Origin of the sequence: Streptomyces sp. NPDC096105 (assembly GCF_044763335.1) — a bacterium.
In the GTDB taxonomy this organism is placed as follows: domain Bacteria; phylum Actinomycetota; class Actinomycetes; order Streptomycetales; family Streptomycetaceae; genus Streptomyces.
The window spans coordinates 249,443-268,203 of record NZ_JBIWGC010000010.1; the positions used below are offsets into that span (position 1 = coordinate 249,443).

Below are 18,761 nucleotides of genomic sequence, written 5' to 3' on the forward strand. Positions count from 1 at the left end.
CCGTCAGACCTCCTCGGCGGCGGTCTCCGGGCGGGCGTAGGTGCGGCCCTTCCAGGCGGCACCGCGCCCGCGGCGGTGCTGCACCGCCGAGTCCACCGTCATCAGCAGGTAGAGGAACGCGGTCACCGGCAGCAGCGGGGCGAGCCACAGCGGCTGCCGGCAGTACCGCAGCATCGGGACGTACGTCCCCGCCATCACCAGCCAGGCCGCCGCACCCAGCAGCGCGCACGGCGGGCTCCCCGCCGCCGCGCCCACGGCCACCGCGACCGGCGGCACCAGGTACACCAGCGCCAGACCGGCCACCGTGCCCGCCAGCAGCACCGGGCTGTGCCGCAGCTGCGCGTACGCGCTCCTCGACACCATGCGCCACAGGTCACGCAGCCGCGGATAGGGGCGCACGCTGTCCACGGCGTCCGCCAGGCCCAGCCACACGCGCCCGCCGCTCCGCTTGACCGCACGGGCCACGGCCACGTCGTCGATCACGGCGTGCCGCACGGCGTCCGGGATCCGCGCCCGGGCAGCGGCGTCGGCGCGCAGCAGCACGCAGCCCCCGGCCGCCGCGGCCGTCCGCGACCCCGGGCGGGCGATCCGGCGGAACGGGTAGAGCTGCGCGAAGAAGTACACGAACGCCGGCACGACCAGGCGCTCCCACAGGCTCTCCACCCGCAGCCGAGCCATCTGCGACAGGAGGTCGAACCCGCCGGTCCGGGCCGCCGCCACCAGCCGCCGCAGGCTGTCCGGGGCGTGCGCGATGTCGGCGTCCGTCAGCAGCAGGTACTCGGGGTTCCCGGCGCGGGCCAGCTCCATGCCGTGCCGCACCGCCCACAGTTTGCCGGTCCACCCGGCCGGCGGCTCCCCGGGGGAGACCACGGTGAGCGGCAGACCGCCCTGCCGCCGGGCCAGCTCCCGGGCGAGGTCCCCGGTGCCGTCCGTGCTGCCGTCGTCGACGAGGAACACCGCCGCCCGGCCGGGGTAGTCCTGGGCGAGCAGCGACGGCAGGCTCGCGGGCAGCACCGCCGCCTCGTCCCGCGCGGGGACCACCACGCCCACGTCCGGCCACGCGTCCGGGTCGCGCGACGCCGGAAGCCGTACGTCCGTGCGCCAGAACCACCCCTGGAACAGCAGCAGCCACAGCCAGGCGGCGAGGGACACGGCGGCACTCCACACGACGGCGCTCACGTGCGCAGTCTGCCCCACGGCACGGCCCCGCAGCGGCTCATCGTCTATCGTGGCCGGGTGAAGATCGCGCTCATGGACTCCGGAATCGGACTGCTGGCGGCCACCGCCGCGGTACGGCGACTGCGCCCCGACGCCGATCTGGTGCTCTCCCTCGACCCCGACGGCATGCCGTGGGGACCCAGGACGCCCGCCGACCTCACCGAGCGCGCCCTGGCCGTCGCCGAGGCGGCCGCCGTGCACCGGCCCGACGCGCTGATCGTCGGCTGCAACACGGCCACCGTGCACGCCCTCACCGCCCTGCGCGCCCGCCACGAGCCCGACCTGCCGGTCGTCGGCACCGTCCCCGCCATCAAGCCGGCCGCGGCCGGCGGCGGCCCGCTCGCCATCTGGGCCACGCCCGCCACCACGGGCAGCCCCTACCAGCGCGACCTGATCAAGAGGTTCGCCGCGGGCGTGACCGTCACCGAGGTGCCCTGCTGGGGACTGGCCGAGGCCGTGGAGCGCGCCGACGACACGGCGATCGACGCCGCGGTCGCCGCGGCCGCCGAACTCACCCCGGACGACGTGACCACCGTCGTCCTCGGCTGCACCCACTACGAGCTGGTCGCCGACCGCATCCGCGCCGCCGTGCAGCGCCCCGGACCGCGGCCGCTCGCCCTGCACGGCTCCGCCGGCGCGGTGGCCGCCCAGGCCCTGCGGCGGCTCGGCGAGCAGCCCGTCCCCGACGCCCCCGCCACCGGCACGCTGACCGTGCTGCTCAGCGGGCGCCCGGGCCCGCTGCCCGAGGCCGCCCTCACCTATCCGGAGGGCGGGCTGCTCCAGGCGGCCGTCCCCGCCCGGACGGCTCAGTAACGGCCCGCGACGAAGTACCGACGGGGCGGATCCTGAGTAGCCTCGAGGCATGAGGGACCACCGCTCCGGCGAGCACGGCCTGTACTCCGAGGTCTGGACCGGTCGCGCCACCGCCCGCTTCCAGTGGCTTCTGGCGCTGATCGGCGTCGCGTGCATGGCGCTCGGCATCGCCCTGGCCGTCGACTCCGCGTGGACGTCCGGTGGCGCGCCGCTCGCCATGGCCGTCGTCGGCTGCATCGCGGCCGGCCTCCTGGTGCTGTTCGGCACCCTCGCCTTCGTGCACGTGGCCCTGCGCGTCGACGAGGACCACCTCGAGGTGCGCTGCGGCCACATCGGCGTGCCGCGCCGCCGCATCCCGCTGTCCCATGTCGCGGGTGCCGAGTTCGCCCCGCACGTCACGCCCCGCCACTGGGGTGGCTGGGGCTATCGCTGGCGCCCCGAGAAGGGGACGGCGGTCGTCGTCCGCCGCGGCGAGGGCGTGGTCCTCCGGCTCGCGGACGGCCACACGTTCACCGTGACGGTGGACGACGCGGAGGCGGCGGTCCGCGTCATCCGCGACCGGCTGCGGCTGAGGCGGCCGGGGACGAAGCTGTGAGGGGACGGGCTCCCGGCGCACGGCGCCTCGCCGGCGGGGCGGGCGCGCGTCGCCCCCGACCGGTGGGCGCTTCGTGGACGACGTGATGCGCGGGTCCGGGCGCCGTGCCGCCGGACCATGTGGCCCGCGCCGGCCGCAAAGCGGGGCGGCCGGTGCGGCTCTCCCCGGACGTGGCGCGGTCACGGAGAAGCGTGACCGCCCGGTGGTGCTGTCCGCCGGTGCGACGGGACGGGGCGGTCGTCGGAGGGGTCGTGCCCGGCCACGGTGCTTCCGTGAGAACCCCCGCGGCCCCGCCCGGCGCCGGGCCGGCGCCGCTCGGACGGTCGTGGGCTGCGCCCGTCACGGGGCAGGCCGATGGCAGCGGCGCGCCGCCGATGCGGCCCGCCGCGTACCCCGCGGCCACGGCCAGCACCGCCAGCAGCACCCCCTCCGGCCGGCCGTCACGGGCCGCCGCCGTGATCAGCGGCCAGGCCGCGCACGCGCCCAGCACCACCACACCCGCCGCGTCCGGCCCGGCCCGTCTCTCGCCGTCCGCGTCCGCACCGGCGGACGTCCCGTCCGCCGAACCTGTGGAACCCACCCCGCGCTCCGCCCCACGTCGTGCCCCCGAGCTGTGACGGCCCCCGCCCGCGGGCCCCGACGGGCCACGCGGACAAGGCACCGGCACACGGTAACGGCTGGTGGCCCCTTCGGGGACGCCCAGTGACGACCCGCGCGGAAACGGTGCCGGGCACCGGGACCGCGCACCGTCCGGCCGTCCCGGCGCCGTACGACCGTGCTGTCCCGCCCCAGGTCACGCGCCGTAGACTCCCCGAGTGACCGTCACCGCAACCTCCGTCGGCGCGTCGGACCCCATGCCGCCGCAGACCACGCCCTCGGCCTGGCAGAAGTGGCGCGCGCGCCTCCTCCCGCCCGTCGCCGCCGCGCTCGCGGGCCTCCTCCTCTACGTCAGCTTCCCGCCGCGCGCCCTGTGGTGGCTGGCCCTGCCCGCCTTCGCCGCCTTCGGCTGGGTGCTGCGCGGCCGGAGCTGGAAGGCGGGCCTCGGCCTCGGCTACCTCTTCGGCCTCGGGTTCCTGCTGCCGCTGCTGGTGTGGACCGGCGTGGAGGTCGGCCCCGGCCCGTGGCTCGCGCTCGTGGTGATCGAGGCGGTGTACGTGGCGCTGGCCGGCGCGGGGATCACCGTGGTGTCGCGTCTGCCCGGGTGGCCGGTGTGGGCGGCGGCGCTGTGGATCGCCGGCGAGGCGGCACGCGCGCGCGTGCCGTTCAGCGGCTTCCCCTGGGGCAAGATCGCGTTCGGCCAGGCCGACGGCGTGTTCCTGCCGCTCGCCGCGCTCGGCGGCACCCCGGTCCTCGGTTTCGCCGTGGTGCTCTGCGGATTCGGCCTGTACGAGCTGGTGCGGCTCGCCGTGAAGACGCGGCGCGCCGGCGTCCCGCACCGGGCCGCCGCGGTCGTCGGCGTGCTGAGCGTCGCCGTGCCGGTGGCCGGGGCGTTCGCGGCGCGCACGCTGGTCAGCGACAGGGCCGAGAGCGGCACGGTCACCGTCGCCGTCGTCCAGGGCAACGTGCCCCGTCTCGGGCTCGACTTCAACGCCCAGCGACGGGCCGTCCTCGACTACCACGCGCGCGAGACGGAGCGACTGGCCGCCGAGGTCGCCGCCGGCCGTGCCGAGCGGCCGGACATCGTGCTGTGGCCGGAGAACTCCTCCGACATCGACCCCTTCGCCAACGAGGACGCCCGCCAGGTCGTCGACCGCGCCGCGAAGGCCGTCGGCGCGCCGGTCTCGGTCGGCGCGGTGGTCTCCCGGGACGGGAAGCTGCTCAACGAGCAGGTCCTCTGGGACCCGGTGGAGGGCCCGGTCGACACCTACGACAAGCGGCAGATCCAGCCGTTCGGCGAGTACCTCCCGCTGCGCTCCCTGGTCGGCGCGATCAACGAGGAGTGGACCTCGATGGTCCGCCAGGACTTCAGCCGCGGCTCCGAGCCGGGCGTGTTCGACCGGGACGGCGCCGCCGTCGGCCTGGTCACCTGCTACGAGGCCGCCTTCGACTGGGCCGTGCGCGACACCGTCACCGACGGCGCCAAGATGATCTCCGTGCCCAGCAACAACGCCACCTTCGGCCGCAGCGAGATGACCTACCAGCAGCTCGCCATGTCCCGGGTCCGCGCCGTCGAGCACAGCCGCGCCGTCACCGTGCCGGTGACCAGCGGCGTCAGCGCCGTCATCATGCCGGACGGAAGGATCACTCAGAGGACCGGCATGTTCGTCGCCGACTCGCTGGTGCAGGAGGTGCCGCTGCGCACCTCGCAGACACCCGCCACCCGGCTCGGCGCCCTCCCGGAGGCGGCCCTCGTCCTTCTCGCCGCGGGCGGTCTCGGCCGGGGCGTCGCCGTGCGGGTGCGCGCCCGGCGCACCGGCGACCGGTGAGGGGACACCGCACGCCGCCTGACGTGCCCGGGCGCGCTCCCGGGTGCCCGTTAAGGTCGGGGGCATGGCTACTCCTGACTTCATCCGCACCCTGCGCGCATCCGCCGGCCACCAGCTGCTGTGGCTGCCCGGCGTCACGGCCCTCGTCTTCGACGACGAGGACCGCGTGCTGCTCAACCGCCGGGCGGACACCCGTAAGTGGTCGGTCATCGGCGGCATCCCCGACCCGGGGGAGCAGCCCGCCGTCTGCGCGGTGCGGGAGGTCGAGGAGGAGACCGCCGTACGCTGCGCGGTCGAGCGGATCGTGCTGGTCCAGGCCCTGGAGCCGGTGACGTACGGCAACGGCGACATCTGCCAGTACATGGACATCACCTTCCGCTGCCGCGCCGTCGGCGGCGAGGCGCGGGTCAACGACGACGAGTCCCTGGACGTCGGCTGGTTCGCCGTGGACGCGCTCCCCGAGCTGAACGACTTCGCGAGCTTCCGCATCAAGCAGGCCCTTGCCGACGCACCCACCTGGTTCGAGCCCGCACCCACATGGCTCGACCCCACTGGAAACGGCTGAACTGTGGTGCGCGCCCACATGGGTCGACCGGGGCGTGCTGCCTAGGGTCAACCCCATGACCGCGCCCAGTGCCCTCCCGGCCCCCCATGACACCCTCCTCGACCTCGGCGGCCGCACCGCGCTCGTCACCGGGGCCGCCGGCGGCATCGGCCGCGCCTGCGCGCTGCGGCTCGCGGTCGCCGGCGCCAAGGTCAGAGCCGTCGACCGGGACGCCGAGGGGCTGGAGGCGCTCGCCGCCGCGGCCGCGGACCTGGGCGGCGCCGTCGAACCGCACGTCCTGGACCTCACCGACCTGGACGCCGCCGAGTCCGCCGCCGCCGGGACGGACGTCCTGGTCAACAACGCCGGACTCCAGCTGGTACGCCCCATCGAGCAGTTCCCGCCGGACGTCTTCCACACGGTGCTCACCGTGATGCTGGAGGCCCCCTTCCGTCTCATCCGGGGCGCCCTGCCGCACATGTACGGACAGGGCTGGGGGCGCGTCGTGAACATCTCCTCCGTGCACGGCCTGCGCGCCTCGGCCTACAAGTCCGCCTACGTGGCCGCCAAGCACGGCCTGGAAGGGCTGTCCAAGACCACCGCCCTGGAAGGCGCCGCCCACGGTGTCACCTCGAACTGTGTGAACCCCGCCTATGTGCGCACCGCACTGGTCGAGAGGCAGATCGCCGACCAGGCCCGCACCCACGGCATCCCCGAGGAGCGCGTGGTGTCCGAGGTGCTGCTGCAGGACAGCGCGGTCAAGCGCCTGATCGAACCGGAGGAGGTCGCCGAGGCGGTGGCCTACCTGTGCGGCCCGCGGGCCTCCTTCGTCACCGGCGCCTCGCTGGTCCTGGACGGCGGCTGGACCGCGCACTGAGCCCCTGACGCCGACCGCGGCCGGCCGTCGGCCCGCGAGGTTTTCCACAGGCCTGACGGGGCGGCCGCCGGATGAGGAATCCTGAGACCCATGCCCCGCGATCACCTCCGCTCCGCCGAGCGGTCCGCCTCCGCCACCGGCCCGCCGGGCCGGTCCCGCCCCGACGCCGGCCGGCCCGTCGCCGACAGCGCCGAGGCGCCGTTCCTGGAGCTGCTGGCCCGCGGCGCCCCCGCCGAGGCCTACGAACAGCCGGTGCTGCTCGCCCGCGCCGAGGGCCTGCCCGCCGAGCGGGTCGCGGCCCTGGAGCGGGCCAAGCTGCTCGCCCTGCGCGTGCGTTCCGAGATGGAGGGGCGCCGACGCCGTGAGGCCGAGCTGTCCGCCCTGTTCGAGACCGCCCACGACCTCGCCGGACTGCGCGACCTGGACGCCGTGCTGCGCGCGATCGTGCAGCGCGCCCGTTCCCTGCTCGGCACCGACGTCGCCTACCTCAGCCTGAACGACCCGGAGCGGGGCGACACCTACATGCGGGTCACCGAAGGCTCGGTGGCGGCCCGCTTCCAGCAGCTGCGTCTCGGCATGGGCGAGGGGCTCGGCGGCCTCGTCGCCCAGACCGCCCGCCCCTACGTCACCGACGACTACTTCCGCGACGACCGCTTCCAGCACACCCGCTCCATCGACAGCGGGGTGCGCGACGAAGGACTCGTCGCCATCGTCGGCGTGCCCCTGACGCTGGGGGACCACGTCATCGGGGTGCTGTTCGCCGCGGACCGCCGCTCCCGGGTGTTCGAGCGGGAGCAGATCGCCCTGCTGGGCTCGTTCGCCGCGCTCGCCGCGGCCGCCATCGACACGGCCAACCTGCTCGCCGAGACCCGTGAGGCGCTGGCCGGCCTGGAGCGGGCCAACGAGATCATCCAGGACCGCAGCGGCGTCATCGAGCGCGCCTCCGACGTCCACGACCGCCTCGCCGAGCTGGTCCTGCGCGGCGGCGGGGTGCACGACGTGGCCGCCGCCGTCTCCCAGGTCCTGGACGGCGCCGTCGAGTTCACCGAAGCCGTGGCGGCGCCCGCGACGGCCCTGGAGTCCTCACGCGCCGAGGGGCACGCCGTGCGGCACGGGGACGACTGGATCGCCGCCGTCGCCGCCGGCGACGAACTCCTCGGCGCGCTCGTCCTGCGCGGCCACCCGGGCCTCGACCCCGTCGACCAGCGCACCCTCGAGCGTGCCGCCATGGTCACCTCGCTGCTGCTGCTGGCCCGCCGCTCCGCAGCCGAGGCCGAGCAGCGCGTCCGCGGCGAACTGCTCGACGACCTGCTCGACGCCCGCGACCGCGACCCGCGCCTGCTGCGCGAGCGGGCGACCCGGCTGCGCGCCGACCTCGACGCCACGCACGCCGTGCTCGCCGCCCGGCTGGAGAGCGGCACCGCGGACGCCGACCAGGAGGCCGACGCCCGCAGACGCCTGTGGGCCGCGGCCTCCCACCTCGCGGCGACCCGCCACGGCCTCGCCGCCGCCCGCGACGGCGGCACGGTCCTGGTGCTGCCGCTCGCTCCCGGTGACACCGCCACCGGCCTGGCCCGCCGCACGGCCCGCGACCTGGGCACGGCCGTCCACGAACCGGTCACGGTCGGCGCCTCCGCCCCGGTCGGACAGCTCCTCGCCCGCCCGGACACGGTGGCCACGGCGTACGCGGAGGCCCGCCGCTGCCTCGACACCCTGCGGCTGCTCGGCCGCGCGGGCGACGGTTCCGCCGCCGAGGACTTCGGGTTCCTGGGCCTGCTGCTGGCGGGGGAGCGGGACGTCGCGGGTTTCGTCGACCGCACGATCGGCCGGGTCGTGGCGTACGACGAGCGGCGCGGCACCGAGCTGCTGCGCACGCTCGACGCGTACTTCGCGTGCGGGACGAGTCCGGCCCGCACCAAGGACGAACTGCACGTCCACGTCAACACGGTCGCGCAGCGGCTGGACCGTGTCGGCCGGCTCCTCGGCGACGACTGGCAGAGCCCGCAGCGCGCCCTGGAGATCCAGCTCGCCCTGCGCCTGCACCGCCTGTCCGGCATCACACAGCCGCCGCCCGCACAGCCCTGACCCCCGTGTCCGCCGGGGGGCGGACACGGGGGCCGGGGCCGAGGAACGGGATCAGAGGGCGCGGGCGTCCTGCGCGGCCTCGGTCCTGACGGGCACGTCCGGCTCATCCGCCGGGGACACGTCCGCGAGATCCCGGTGCCGGGTCTCCTCGGCCGCCAGGATCGCGACGACCGTGACGAGACTCGCGGCGATGACGTAGAGCGCGATCGGGGTGGAGGTGCCGTGGTCCGACAGCAGCGCGGTGGCGATCAGCGGGGCGGGGGCGCCGGCCGCGACCGAGGCGAACTGGGCGCCGATGGAGGCGCCGGAGTAGCGCATCCGGGTCGCGAACATCTCGGAGAAGAAGGCGGCCTGCGGTGCGTACATCGCCCCGTGCATGACGAGACCCACGGTCACCGCGAGCAGCAGGGCGCCGAAGCCCCCGGTGTCGATGAGCGCGAAGAAGGGGAACATCCACAGCCCCACGCCGACCGCACCGATCAGGTACACCGGTCGCCGCCCCAGCCGGTCCGACAGGGCGCCCCAGGCGGGGATCACGGCGAAGTGCAGCGCGGAGGCGATGAGCACGGCGTTGAGCGCGGTCTGCTTGGACACCCCGGCCGAGGTGGTGGCGTACACCAGGATGAACGCGGTGATCACGTAGTAGCTGATGTTCTCCGCCATCCGCGCGCCCATCGCCACCAGCACGTCCCGCCAGTGGTGCTTGAGCACCGCCACGAGCGGCATGCGCTCGGCGGCGGCGTCCGCCTCGCGCGTCTCGGCACGCTCCAGCGCCTGCCGGAACACCGGCGACTCGTCGACGGAGAGCCGGATCCACAGACCGACGATCACCAGAACTCCGGAGAGCAGGAAGGGGATCCGCCAGCCCCAGGAGCCGAACGCCGACTCCGACAATACGGCGGTCAGCAGCGCCAGCACACCGGTCGCCAGCAACTGCCCGGCCGGGGCGCCGGTCTGCGGCCACGACGCCCAGAACCCGCGCCGGCGCGCGTCACCGTGCTCCGACACCAGCAGCACGGCGCCGCCCCACTCACCGCCGAGCGCGAAGCCCTGCACCAGCCGGAGCACGGTCAGCAGGACCGGTGCGGCACTGCCGATGACGGCGTGTGTGGGCAGCAGACCGATGGCGAACGTCGCCCCGCCCATCATCAACAGGCTCAGCACCAGCAGCTTCTTGCGCCCGAGCCGGTCCCCGTAGTGCCCGAACACCAGCGCGCCGAGCGGCCGCGCGGCGAACCCGACGGCATACGTCAGGAACGACAGCAGCGTGCCGACCAGCGGGTCGGAGTCCGGGAAGAACAGCTGGTTGAAGACCAGCGCGGCGGCCGACCCGTAGAGGAAGAAGTCGTACCACTCGATGGTGGTGCCGATGAGGGACGCGGCGACGATGCGCTTGAGGTTGTCCGGAGCTGGTGGAGCGGTTGCGGGCGACGACATCGGCACCACTTCCTGGGGTGTGACGGGGACGTTTGCGTGTTGCCACACCGTAGGAATCCGCAGGTCAGGCGCACATGTGGCGGGGCGACATAGTTCGGGGGTCGGCTATGCGCGCGGCCACCATGCCGGCTCAGGGAAAGGCGGTTCAGGGGACCGGCGGTGGTCGAAACGAGTGCCACCCGGGACGCGTGGTTCAGGGTGATTCGACGGTGCCGTGCTGACTCCCGTGCTGGTTTGGTGCTGACTACGCTCCGTTGAACTCGGGCATCTGGGATCGACCGACTCGGAGTCGTTGCGCGGCAGGTGACCGGACTGAGAGACCGAGTCCGGCCTTGCCGCTCAGCCGCCGTCGGCACCGGCAAGGGCGCTGTGCACGTTGGTCCCAGGAGGTACTTCGTGTGCTGGCGGGGTTGCGTCCTGGGAAGTGGTGTACGGGTTCCCGCCTGATCCGGGCGTCTGGCCCGGCGTCGGAGTGAGGGTCCGGATATGAGAACGGCCACCGGCTGATCTTTCAAGACGACCAAGTCTTCGAAGGAGATCAGCACGATGACCGCACCCGACAGTCTGCCCCTGCACGTCCTCGCTGAGGACAATCTCGACTCGGCGAGTCCGGACCTGCTGCGCGCGATGGTCAAGACGTTCGCCGACGCCCTCATGTCGGCGGAGGCCGATGCCCTCTGCAATGCCGAGTACGGGCAGGTCAGCGACGAGAGGGTCAACCACCGCAACGGCTACCGCCCGCGCGAGTGGGACACCCGCGCCGGCACCCTCGAGCTCGCCGTTCCCAAACTGCGGCAGGGCAGCTACTTCCCGCACTGGCTCCTGGAGCACCGCCGCCGGGCCGAGCAGGCCCTGATCTCGGTGGTCGCCACCGCCTACCTGCTCGGTGTCTCCACCCGCCGGGTCGAGAAGCTCGCCGAGTCCCTGGGCGTCACTCAGCTGTCGAAGTCCCAGGTCAGCGCGATGGCCAAGCACCTGGACGAACGGTCGGCCCCGCCCGCGGCCGGGCAACGTCCGTCGTCCGAGCCGGTCCGGCCTTGCTCCCGAGCCGAACGGCGACTCGACGCCCACGACGTCGCTTACCTGGCGCTGTGCGAGCTGCCCGTGTCGCTGGTGGACACTTACGGGCAAGAGGTCTGCGAGGCCGTAGGGAAGGCCATGCGTGGATGGGACGCCGACGCCGAGGTCACCGCCTGGCTCGGCCTGACCGCCGAACACCGCAGTCACCTCTACGAGAGCCACCACGCCGACCAGGTCACTCCTTCGGGACGAGTTCTCCTGACCAGACGTGCGGACGCGCTCTTCGAACTGGCCGATGTGGTGCTGAACGCGGACCGTCCATTCCGGTCACTGATGGAGGTGGAGTCGCGCGCTCTGGCAGGCTCCCCTCATGGCGTTCACCCCTCCTCCCGAGGCTTCGGACTTCACCTTCACGCTGGCCGACGCTCTCGACATACCTGTCCGCGTGCGCTCCGACGGAGACCTGGCCAAGTGGGACCGCCGCCAGGCGCCGAAGGCCGCGCAGCCATGGCCGGTGACCGACGCGCTCCCGGCAGACGGTGAGTACCTGGCCACCACCACTTGGCGGCACCTCGTGACGGCGGCGACCAGCGCGGGCCGCGACCTGGCACCCTGGCTGCGGAAGACGCCGGCATTCGCCGTCAACGAACTCATCGCCCGCGTTGCCCCACTGCAGGCGTATCTCACACTCAAGGATTTCAAGGCGCCTGCTGGAGCGGCGGAGCGGCGGCTGTTCGTGAACGCCGTCTACCGCCACGGCACAGAACGCAGCGCCCATGCCGCCTTTGGATACCACCTGGGCATGACGATGGCCCAGTGGCTGACGGTCGGTATGGCGGGGCTGCCGGCCACCGTGCACCTGGAGGCTTGCGGCATACCCGAGCTGGTGGATCCGACGAAGAAGCTCCCAGATCTCTACGGCGATCACGCGGTCGAGGCGCTGCCGTGGCTGATCGAAGCCAAGGCGCGCAAGTCACTGGGAGTCGGCGACATGCGCGACGGACAGTGGCAGCTGGACCAGGCGACGGCGGAGATCGCCGTCGCGCACCGGCAGGTGCTCTGCGGAACGGTACTGCCGGAGCCCGGCCGCTGGGAGGACGACCACCTCGTCATGATGGTGCACACCACTCTCGTGGGCCCGTCCCCGGTCGGCGGCGTCCACTCCGTACCGGACCCCCCGAGTGACGGAGGCGAACCCTCACTGGACGAGACTCCGGACGATCTGCTCAGTGTCGCGCGGGACCAACTTCTCGTCTTCAGAGCCTTGGCGTTCGGGGCAGTCCAGGACCTGCGGGTCGTCCCGCTTGCGGAAACGGGGCCGGGACCTGGCGGACCATCCAGGCGGGAGAGCGCCATGAGGCCGCTTGAACTAGATGCCGGGACCCGCGATCTACGCGGGCGTGTGCCGGCCGAAGGGGTGCCTTACGAACGGTTTCGACAGGAACAGCACTCCACCGTGAAGGAGTTCGTGGTCGGGCGTATCCCCGGTATCGGCCTCCACCTTGGCCTGTCGCGTGGCTTGTACGCGGCCTGCGCCCGTCTGCACCAGATGCAGACGGAGATCCCAGCGGAGGAGCCCCTGTTCCCTGCGGCTCCGTTCCTCGTGCGGCGCGGGGCGGACGAGGAACGTGAGGAGATGAGCCGCAAAGCGCGGCGCACCTTCTACGAGCGCGAGGATGAGCGACTGGTGGCGGTCAGGCGGGAGATGGCCAACGCATACAGGACCCAAGAGGTGCCGGCCGGACTTTTGCGCGGTGCTCCCCTCGTGGTGGAAGGGCCCGAAGCCAGAGGCGGGGTGCTGGAGGCAAGGACGGCCGAGACATACATGGCCGTCGAGCCCACCGATCCGATCATGCCCGGTCACCGCTGACTCTCCTCCCGAACTCGGTCGGCAGAGGCAGCGTTTGTGCGGGAGGTAACTCCTCGGTGAGAGGTGGCCGTGAACAGCGCGTTGACGAGGTCGGTCCCGTGCCCGTCCGCGGCGGCGACCGGCAGCATCAACAGCACGGTCCCGCCGAGGACGGCGAGCCCCAACGCCATCACCACCGTTCGTGCCGGATGCGCGGTGAACACTGATCCGCGCAGTTCGGTTGCGCTCCGCACCACGTGTTGACCTTTCCTGCGGCTCCTGCGGCCCATCTCGGCATCGGGACCCCGCGCTGTCGGCCAAGCGTCAGGCCCTGCGATCGACGCTGCGGAGCGGCATCGTCGCCCGGTGGGCGCGGCCCCCGTTCGTGGCAGCCCGGTGGACCGAGAGGAGCAGGGTGAATGTGTCGGAGAAAAAATCCCTTCTGGCCGCCCATCACGCTGAAACAAGCCGTTCGACCGACTTTCGTTGACATACCATTCGACCGGTTTTTAGAGTGGGAGTGTCGGATGAAACCGAGGCGGCCGACGGGCCGCTCGTGCCGAGGTGGCTGGTGGGGGAGACGGTGGTGGAGCTGGAGCACGGTGTTGGGGCGCGGACGGTCATCATCGGCGCGATCGGCGAGTCGGCGTCCCCGGTCGACAGCTTTCTGGTGTCCATGCGGCTGAGCTGCCGAGGCGTGAGGGTCGTGAACCTCGGTGCGGGCGTCACCCTGGACCGGGCGGCGGCGGAGCTGGCGTGTCGTCGAGAAGTCGAGGCATTGCTGCTGATCTGTGGCGACAGTGCGCGAGCAGTCGTGCGGCAGCTTTCGGGGCTGGAGGACCTGGTGACCGCCGGAGCCGTCACCCGCCCGGTCTTCGTGGGTGGGGTGCGGGGAGGGGTGTGGCGGGAGCTTCAGGGGGTCGCTGCAAGGCTGCGCCGAGGAGGGGTCACGCAGGTGCTCGCGGACCTGGCCGACGCGGCCTATCTGCTTCCGGTGCGGCGCCTCGCCGTCCGTGATGCGCCGTTTCCGGCGAGCCCGGTGAGGGCCGTCTCCAGAGTTGCCTGAGAAGGTGCTCGGGGTTATTCAAAACCTTCTGACCGGAATTTTTGCGAGGCTGACGATGGCGAGACAGGAGCGGTCCGAACGCACGATGGAGCGGCTTGTGGTGGCGGCTGCCGATCAGTTCGCCGCTCAGGGCTTCGTCAAAGCGTCACTGGCCGATGTGAGCCGCTCGGCGGGCGTGACGAAGGGCGCTCTCTTCTTCCACTTCTCGACCAAGGACGAGCTTGCCGACGCCGTGCTGACCCGCGCCCAGGATGTGCTCGACACGATGGTGGAGGAGTTGAGCGACGCGGAGCCGGCATCGCTCCAAGTCGTGGTGGACGTGACACACGCCCTCAACCGACTCCTGCGTGACAACGCGTTCGTCAGAGCCAGCGTGCGCATCACCCGTGAGCGGATGAGCGGCCGTCCCGCCCCGCTCGACTTCTATTCGCTCTGGCTCGGTCGGTTGTGGAAGCTGCTCGACGAGGCACGCCTCAAGGGAGAGCTCGGCCGGTCCGTGGCCGACGCCTCGGCCCGCACGATGGTGACGGCGGCCGTGTCCGGGGTGGAGACACTGACCTGGATGCAGGTGTCCCGGACGGAGACGGAGAAGTGGCTGATCGACTTGTGGGCCCTGGTCCTGCCTCTCCTTAGGGTGGAGGGCGCCGAGCAGACGGTCCGCACCGCGGCTCCGTGCGAAGCTGTCCCGCAGCTCGAAACGGGACGTTGAAAGTCGATCGCTTGTTCATCGGCCGTAGCCACAGCGGTAAGGGGGAGTTGGGGCATGGGTACGCTCACAGGCAAGACTGCACTGGTCACCGGTGCCAGCAGGGGTATCGGGAGGCAAGTCGCCCGCAAGCTCGCGGCGGAGGGGGCACTGGTCGCCGTCCACTACGGCAGCAACGAGGAGGCGGCGAGAGAGACCCTCGACCTGGTTCACCGCGATGGCGGCCGGGCTTTTCCCGTACGCGCCGAACTGGGCGTATCCGGAGATGTCGAGACGCTCTACGCCCGGTTCGAAGCGAGGCTGGCACGAGAGGGGCGAGGACCCGAGTTCGACATACTCGTCAACAACGCCGGAGTCAGCGGGTCCGCGACGATCGAAGAAGTGACGCCGGAACTGTTCGACCGGCTCTTCGCCGTCAACTCCAAGGCACTGGTGTTCCTTGTGCAGAAAGCGCTCAAGCGCCTGCGTGACGGGGGGCGCATCATCAATATCTCCTCCGCCGCCACCCGGATCGCATATCCCGAGTCCATCGTGTACTCCATGACCAAGGGAGCGATGGACACCTTCACCCTCGCCCTGGCCAAAGGGGTGGGTGACCGCGGCATCACGGTGAACGCCGTGAATCCGGGGTTCGTGGAGACGGACATGAACGCGGGCAAGCGGTCGTCCCCGGAGGTGGCTGCCGAGCTGGCCGGTTGGTCCGCTTTCGGGCGCCTCGGTCAGCCGGCAGACGTCGCGGACATCGTCGCCTTTCTGGCGTCCGACGCCTCGCGCTGGGTCACCGGGCAGTGCATCGACGCCAGCGGCGGATCACGTCTCTGACGCGTCGCACGGGCGGGCCGAGCACCCTGGGATGCTCGGTCCGCCCTGGCTGCCAGGGGTCAGCCCACCGCGACCGCGGCCTGCGCGAGGGCGGGCAGGGCGAGTGAGGCGCGCAACTCCGGTGAACCCGCGGGCTCGAACCTCGCCACCCTGCGAGGCGGGACGATGCCCGGCAGCAGCAGCGACCACATGTCGGCGACGCGGTCGTGCAGATCCTCGCGTCCGCTGCGGACCTGGGACATGATCTGCACCCCGGCGAAGGCGCCGACGACGAAGACGGCGATGCCGGTGATGTTGGCCTCCGGCCTCACGTCTCCCCGCCCTTGCGCAGGGGCGAGGCAGTCCCGGAGCGTCTCGATCCACTTGTTGTAGACCGTGGGGTTCGGATCCGTGAACGACCCCAGCTCTATCACCAGCCGGATCCCTGCCCGCACACGCACACTGGTACGCAGCTCGTGGGCCATCTGGTGGGTGATGTCGATGGCGGTCTGCACACCCGGCCGCTCGGACTTCTCCAGTGCGGTCGCGACGTCGAACTGATTGGTCATCAGCTCGTGGGCCAGAGCTTCCTTGGACTGGAAGTGGAAGTACAGGGCGCCCTTGGTCACGCCGGCTTCCCGGGAGATGTCCGTCAGGCTGGTGTTGCCGAAGCCCGCCGCGTCGAAGGCCCTCGCCGCGCCGTCGAGGATCGCCTCCCGCGTGACTTCCGCTCGTTCTTGCCGTGCTCGCGCCACAACCGCCTCCTGACTGCCGCGGTACGGATGGTGGTCTTCCATCCTTCCGGTGATCACCGCGGCTTCCACTGGGGTCAATCTTCCACCCACTTGCCAAAAAATACCAGTCGCCTAGTATTCTTGTGGTCGCCGATCAGGCGTTCGTCGTCTGCTTCTCTGCTGTTTTCCTGCTCAACCCCCTTGTTGCTGCGCCGAAGGCACATGTCAGGAGGTTAGGATGACCGCGCTGCTCCAAGCCGACCGATCGGATTTTTCTCAGATCGTGACGGCCGAGCCCGAACTCTTCGAACGCACCGTGCCCCGGGCGCTCGTGCACCGGGCCGCGATCTCTGAAGTGCTGCTGACCGGAGTCAGCCAGTGTCGTGAGGACGTCTACCGCATCGGTGCCCAGTGGTCGCGCGGACACAGCTACTACGGGGCGGTCGCCGGCCGCTGGCACGATCCCATGCTGTTTGCCGAAACCATTCGACAGGCTGGGCTGTTGCTCGCCCACGAGGCGCTGAAGATACCCCTGGGGTTCAGCTTCCTCACCGAGACGATGTCCTTCGAGATCACTGAGGAGGGCGCCCGGCTGGGACGCGGGCCCGCCGACGTGGTCCTGGAGGTGACCCTCCACGACGTGGTACGCCGGAGAAACGTCGTCTCGTCGTACGCGTACGACGTCGTCGCCCATCGCGACGGCAGACGGATCGGGTCCGGGCGGCTGACGGCGAACTGCGTCAGTCCAGCCGTGTACCGCAAGCTGCGGGGCGATCGGGCGGGAGCGACCGCGCCGCGTGTGGTACCGGACGGAATCATCCCCGAAGTGGTGGGCCGGACCCGCGACTTCGACGTCGTGCTGGGCGCCGAGTGCGTGAACGGCGCGCGTCGGCTGCGCGCCGAGGCCGACCACCCCGTTCTCTTCGACCACCCCGTCGATCACCAGCCCGGCATGGTGCTGATGGAGGCGGCAAGGCAGGCGGCACTCGCCGCGCTGCGGCTTCCCGGCGGGCTGCTCGTCGGATGCGACGCCGTGTTCCGCAAGTACGTGGAGTTCGATTCGCCCTGCATGGTGTCGCCTTCGGGCGAGGCCCTGCTGCGCGCGCCCGGTATCCGCGAACTCGTCGTCGACTTCCACCAGGGCGGAAGCGTCGCGGCGACCTGCAGGGTAGCGGTACATGACGGTGCCCAGCGGTGAGCTGGCCGCCGCCCGCGCGATCCTCGTCGTCGGCGGCACCGGATTCATCGGGAACGCCGTTCTGAGGGCGCTGAGCCGGACGGACGGCGTCGACCGGGACCGCATGCCCCGGCTGCACGCCCTGTCTCGCCGTGCGTGCGCCGCGGCCGGAATCCCCGGAGTGCGCCATGTGACGGGTGATCTCACCGACCGACGGTCGCTGCGCGGTGTGTGCTCCGGCATCGACACCGTCGTCCACACGGCCAGTTACGTGGGCCGTGATCCCCAGCGGTGCGAGGCCGTCAACGGTGAGGGAACGCGGGCGCTGCTCGACGAGGCACGCCGTGCCGGGGTACGGCGTTTCCTCTACGTCAGCACCGCCTCGGTCTACGGCACGGGACCGCACCGCGGCCCGGGCGAGGGGCAGGTGGGACCGGCGCCCGCCTCACCCGCCAGTGCCTCGCGGCTGTGCGCCGAGGAAGAAGTACGGGCAGAGGGCGGAACGGTCCTGCGGCCGCATCTGGTCTACGGCGAGGGGGACCGCTGGCTGGTGCCCGTCGTTGCGCGGCTGCTCCGCCTGGTCCCGGCCTGGCCGGCCGGAGAAGGCGCGCGCAGCTCGGTCATCGAGGTGGGCGACCTCGCGCGGGTCGTCGCCGCACTGGTCCACAGCCCCTGGGTGCCTGACGGTGGCAGGACCTATCACGTCGCCGATCCCAGGCCGCTGCCCATGGAACGACTACTCGCGGAGGTTCGATCCGTCCTCCGGCTGCCGGCGCCGCGCCGCGTGTCCGCCGCCGACCATCGTGAGCTGGTCCGGCGGTCCTTGCCGGGCTTCACCGATCACCAGTACGCCCTGCTGACGCAGGACCACTGGTACGACACGGCCGCGATATGGCGGGACACCGGAATCGATCCGGGGCCGGGCTTCCAGGAACGGTTCACGGCCTGCTCCCCCTGGTACCGGGAGCAGCTCGACCGGGCGGTCGGCGACTGAGCGGGTGGGCGGCGCCGTCGGGGCGCCGCCCACCGCCGTCAGTCGATGCCCCGGACGATGTGGGACTCCGCGGGATCGTCGTCCACGCCGGCGAGCAGGAGGACGGGTGGCTGCGGAGCGCTGCCGTAGTGCCGTTCGTGTTCCTTCTCCTGGTACACGCGTCCTCCCGGTCGGTTCAGTAGCGGTAGTGGTCGGGCTTGAACGGGCCCTCGACCTTCACGCCGATGTACTCGGCCTGGTCCGGGCGGAGCGTGGTGAGCTTGACGCCGAGGGCGTCGAGGTGGAGGCGGGCGACCTTCTCGTCGAGGTGCTTGGGCAGCACGCAGACGCCGGTGGGGTACTCGTCGGGCTTGGTGAAGAGCTCGATCTGGGCCAGGGTCTGGTCCGCGAAGGAGTTGGACATCACGAACGACGGGTGG

16 protein-coding genes and 1 pseudogene are annotated in these 18,761 nt (G+C 72.1%); 13 read left to right on the forward strand and 4 right to left on the reverse strand.

Annotation, left to right across the window (positions count from 1 at the left end):
• Positions 1-3: 3 nt before the first annotated feature.
• Positions 4-1,197 carry a glycosyltransferase gene (locus ACIQ8B_RS18770; protein ID WP_403548058.1) on the reverse strand — a complete coding sequence of 398 codons (1,194 nt, stop codon included), beginning with the start codon at positions 1,195-1,197 and terminating at the stop codon, positions 4-6.
• Positions 1,198-1,236: 39 nt separating this feature from the next.
• On the opposite strand from ACIQ8B_RS18770, the gene ACIQ8B_RS18775 reads away from it, so the two are divergent.
• From ACIQ8B_RS18775 to ACIQ8B_RS18800, 6 genes are all read left to right on the forward strand, one after another.
• Positions 1,237-2,031 (forward strand): glutamate racemase, encoded by a 795-nt coding sequence (locus ACIQ8B_RS18775; RefSeq protein WP_198602759.1) that lies wholly within the window; start codon positions 1,237-1,239, stop codon positions 2,029-2,031.
• 49 nt (positions 2,032-2,080) lie between these two features.
• The gene (locus tag ACIQ8B_RS18780) at positions 2,081-2,626 is read left to right on the forward strand and encodes a hypothetical protein (RefSeq protein ID WP_290008844.1); all 546 of its coding nucleotides are present in this window, start codon (positions 2,081-2,083) and stop codon (positions 2,624-2,626) included.
• Positions 2,627-3,441: 815 nt separating this feature from the next.
• Positions 3,442-5,052 carry an apolipoprotein N-acyltransferase gene (gene lnt / locus ACIQ8B_RS18785; protein ID WP_403548060.1) on the forward strand — a complete coding sequence of 537 codons (1,611 nt, stop codon included), beginning with the start codon at positions 3,442-3,444 and terminating at the stop codon, positions 5,050-5,052.
• A gap of 64 nt (positions 5,053-5,116) precedes the next feature.
• The gene (locus ACIQ8B_RS18790; protein ID WP_106415433.1) at positions 5,117-5,617 is read left to right on the forward strand and encodes an NUDIX domain-containing protein; all 501 of its coding nucleotides are present in this window, start codon (positions 5,117-5,119) and stop codon (positions 5,615-5,617) included.
• Between the two features lie 55 nt (positions 5,618-5,672).
• A complete protein-coding gene (locus ACIQ8B_RS18795) occupies positions 5,673-6,473 on the forward strand; it encodes a 3-hydroxybutyrate dehydrogenase (RefSeq protein ID WP_403548062.1) in 801 nt (266 codons plus the stop codon).
• 90 nt (positions 6,474-6,563) lie between these two features.
• Positions 6,564-8,558, forward strand: coding sequence for a helix-turn-helix domain-containing protein (locus tag ACIQ8B_RS18800; protein WP_403548064.1), 1,995 nt, complete (start codon positions 6,564-6,566; stop codon positions 8,556-8,558).
• 51 nt (positions 8,559-8,609) lie between these two features.
• On the opposite strand, the gene ACIQ8B_RS18805 is transcribed toward ACIQ8B_RS18800, so the two are convergent.
• On the reverse strand, positions 8,610-9,995 hold the full coding sequence (locus ACIQ8B_RS18805; protein WP_403548066.1) for an MFS transporter: 1,386 nt from the start codon (positions 9,993-9,995) through the stop codon (positions 8,610-8,612).
• A 546-nt stretch (positions 9,996-10,541) separates the two neighbouring features.
• Between ACIQ8B_RS18805 and ACIQ8B_RS18810 the strand changes: the two are divergent.
• The 5 genes and pseudogenes from ACIQ8B_RS18810 to ACIQ8B_RS18830 all read left to right on the forward strand — a co-directional run.
• Positions 10,542-10,982, forward strand: a pseudogene (locus tag ACIQ8B_RS18810) (transposase); the annotation flags it as partial.
• A 403-nt stretch (positions 10,983-11,385) separates the two neighbouring features.
• Positions 11,386-12,885, forward strand: coding sequence for a hypothetical protein (locus tag ACIQ8B_RS18815; RefSeq protein ID WP_403548068.1), 1,500 nt, complete (start codon positions 11,386-11,388; stop codon positions 12,883-12,885).
• 499 nt (positions 12,886-13,384) lie between these two features.
• The gene (locus ACIQ8B_RS18820) at positions 13,385-13,930 is read left to right on the forward strand and encodes a hypothetical protein (protein WP_403548070.1); all 546 of its coding nucleotides are present in this window, start codon (positions 13,385-13,387) and stop codon (positions 13,928-13,930) included.
• Positions 13,923-14,639, forward strand: coding sequence for a ScbR family autoregulator-binding transcription factor (locus ACIQ8B_RS18825; protein WP_403548072.1), 717 nt, complete (start codon positions 13,923-13,925; stop codon positions 14,637-14,639). The genes ACIQ8B_RS18820 and ACIQ8B_RS18825 overlap by 8 nt, the downstream gene beginning before the upstream one ends.
• A 54-nt stretch (positions 14,640-14,693) precedes the next feature.
• Entirely contained in the window at positions 14,694-15,458 is a 765-nt protein-coding gene (locus ACIQ8B_RS18830; protein WP_290008915.1) for an SDR family oxidoreductase, read from the forward strand.
• A gap of 59 nt (positions 15,459-15,517) precedes the next feature.
• Here ACIQ8B_RS18830 and ACIQ8B_RS18835 read toward each other — a convergent pair whose 3' ends face one another.
• Positions 15,518-16,192: a ScbR family autoregulator-binding transcription factor gene (locus ACIQ8B_RS18835; protein WP_403548074.1), complete on the reverse strand. Its 675-nt coding sequence runs from the start codon at positions 16,190-16,192 to the stop codon at positions 15,518-15,520.
• 217 nt (positions 16,193-16,409) lie between these two features.
• On the opposite strand from ACIQ8B_RS18835, the gene ACIQ8B_RS18840 reads away from it, so the two are divergent.
• Both ACIQ8B_RS18840 and ACIQ8B_RS18845 read left to right on the forward strand, forming a co-directional pair.
• On the forward strand, positions 16,410-17,369 hold the full coding sequence (locus tag ACIQ8B_RS18840; protein ID WP_403548076.1) for a ScbA/BarX family gamma-butyrolactone biosynthesis protein: 960 nt from the start codon (positions 16,410-16,412) through the stop codon (positions 17,367-17,369).
• Positions 17,350-18,342, forward strand: a complete 993-nt coding sequence (locus ACIQ8B_RS18845; protein ID WP_403548078.1) for an NAD-dependent epimerase/dehydratase family protein — start codon at positions 17,350-17,352, stop codon at positions 18,340-18,342. Before ACIQ8B_RS18840 ends, ACIQ8B_RS18845 begins: the two co-directional genes overlap by 20 nt.
• Positions 18,343-18,517: 175 nt before the next feature.
• Here the strand turns inward: ACIQ8B_RS18845 and ACIQ8B_RS18850 are convergent.
• The coding region (locus ACIQ8B_RS18850; protein ID WP_403548080.1) for an adenosylhomocysteinase at positions 18,518-18,761 on the reverse strand (244 nt) is incomplete at its 5' end.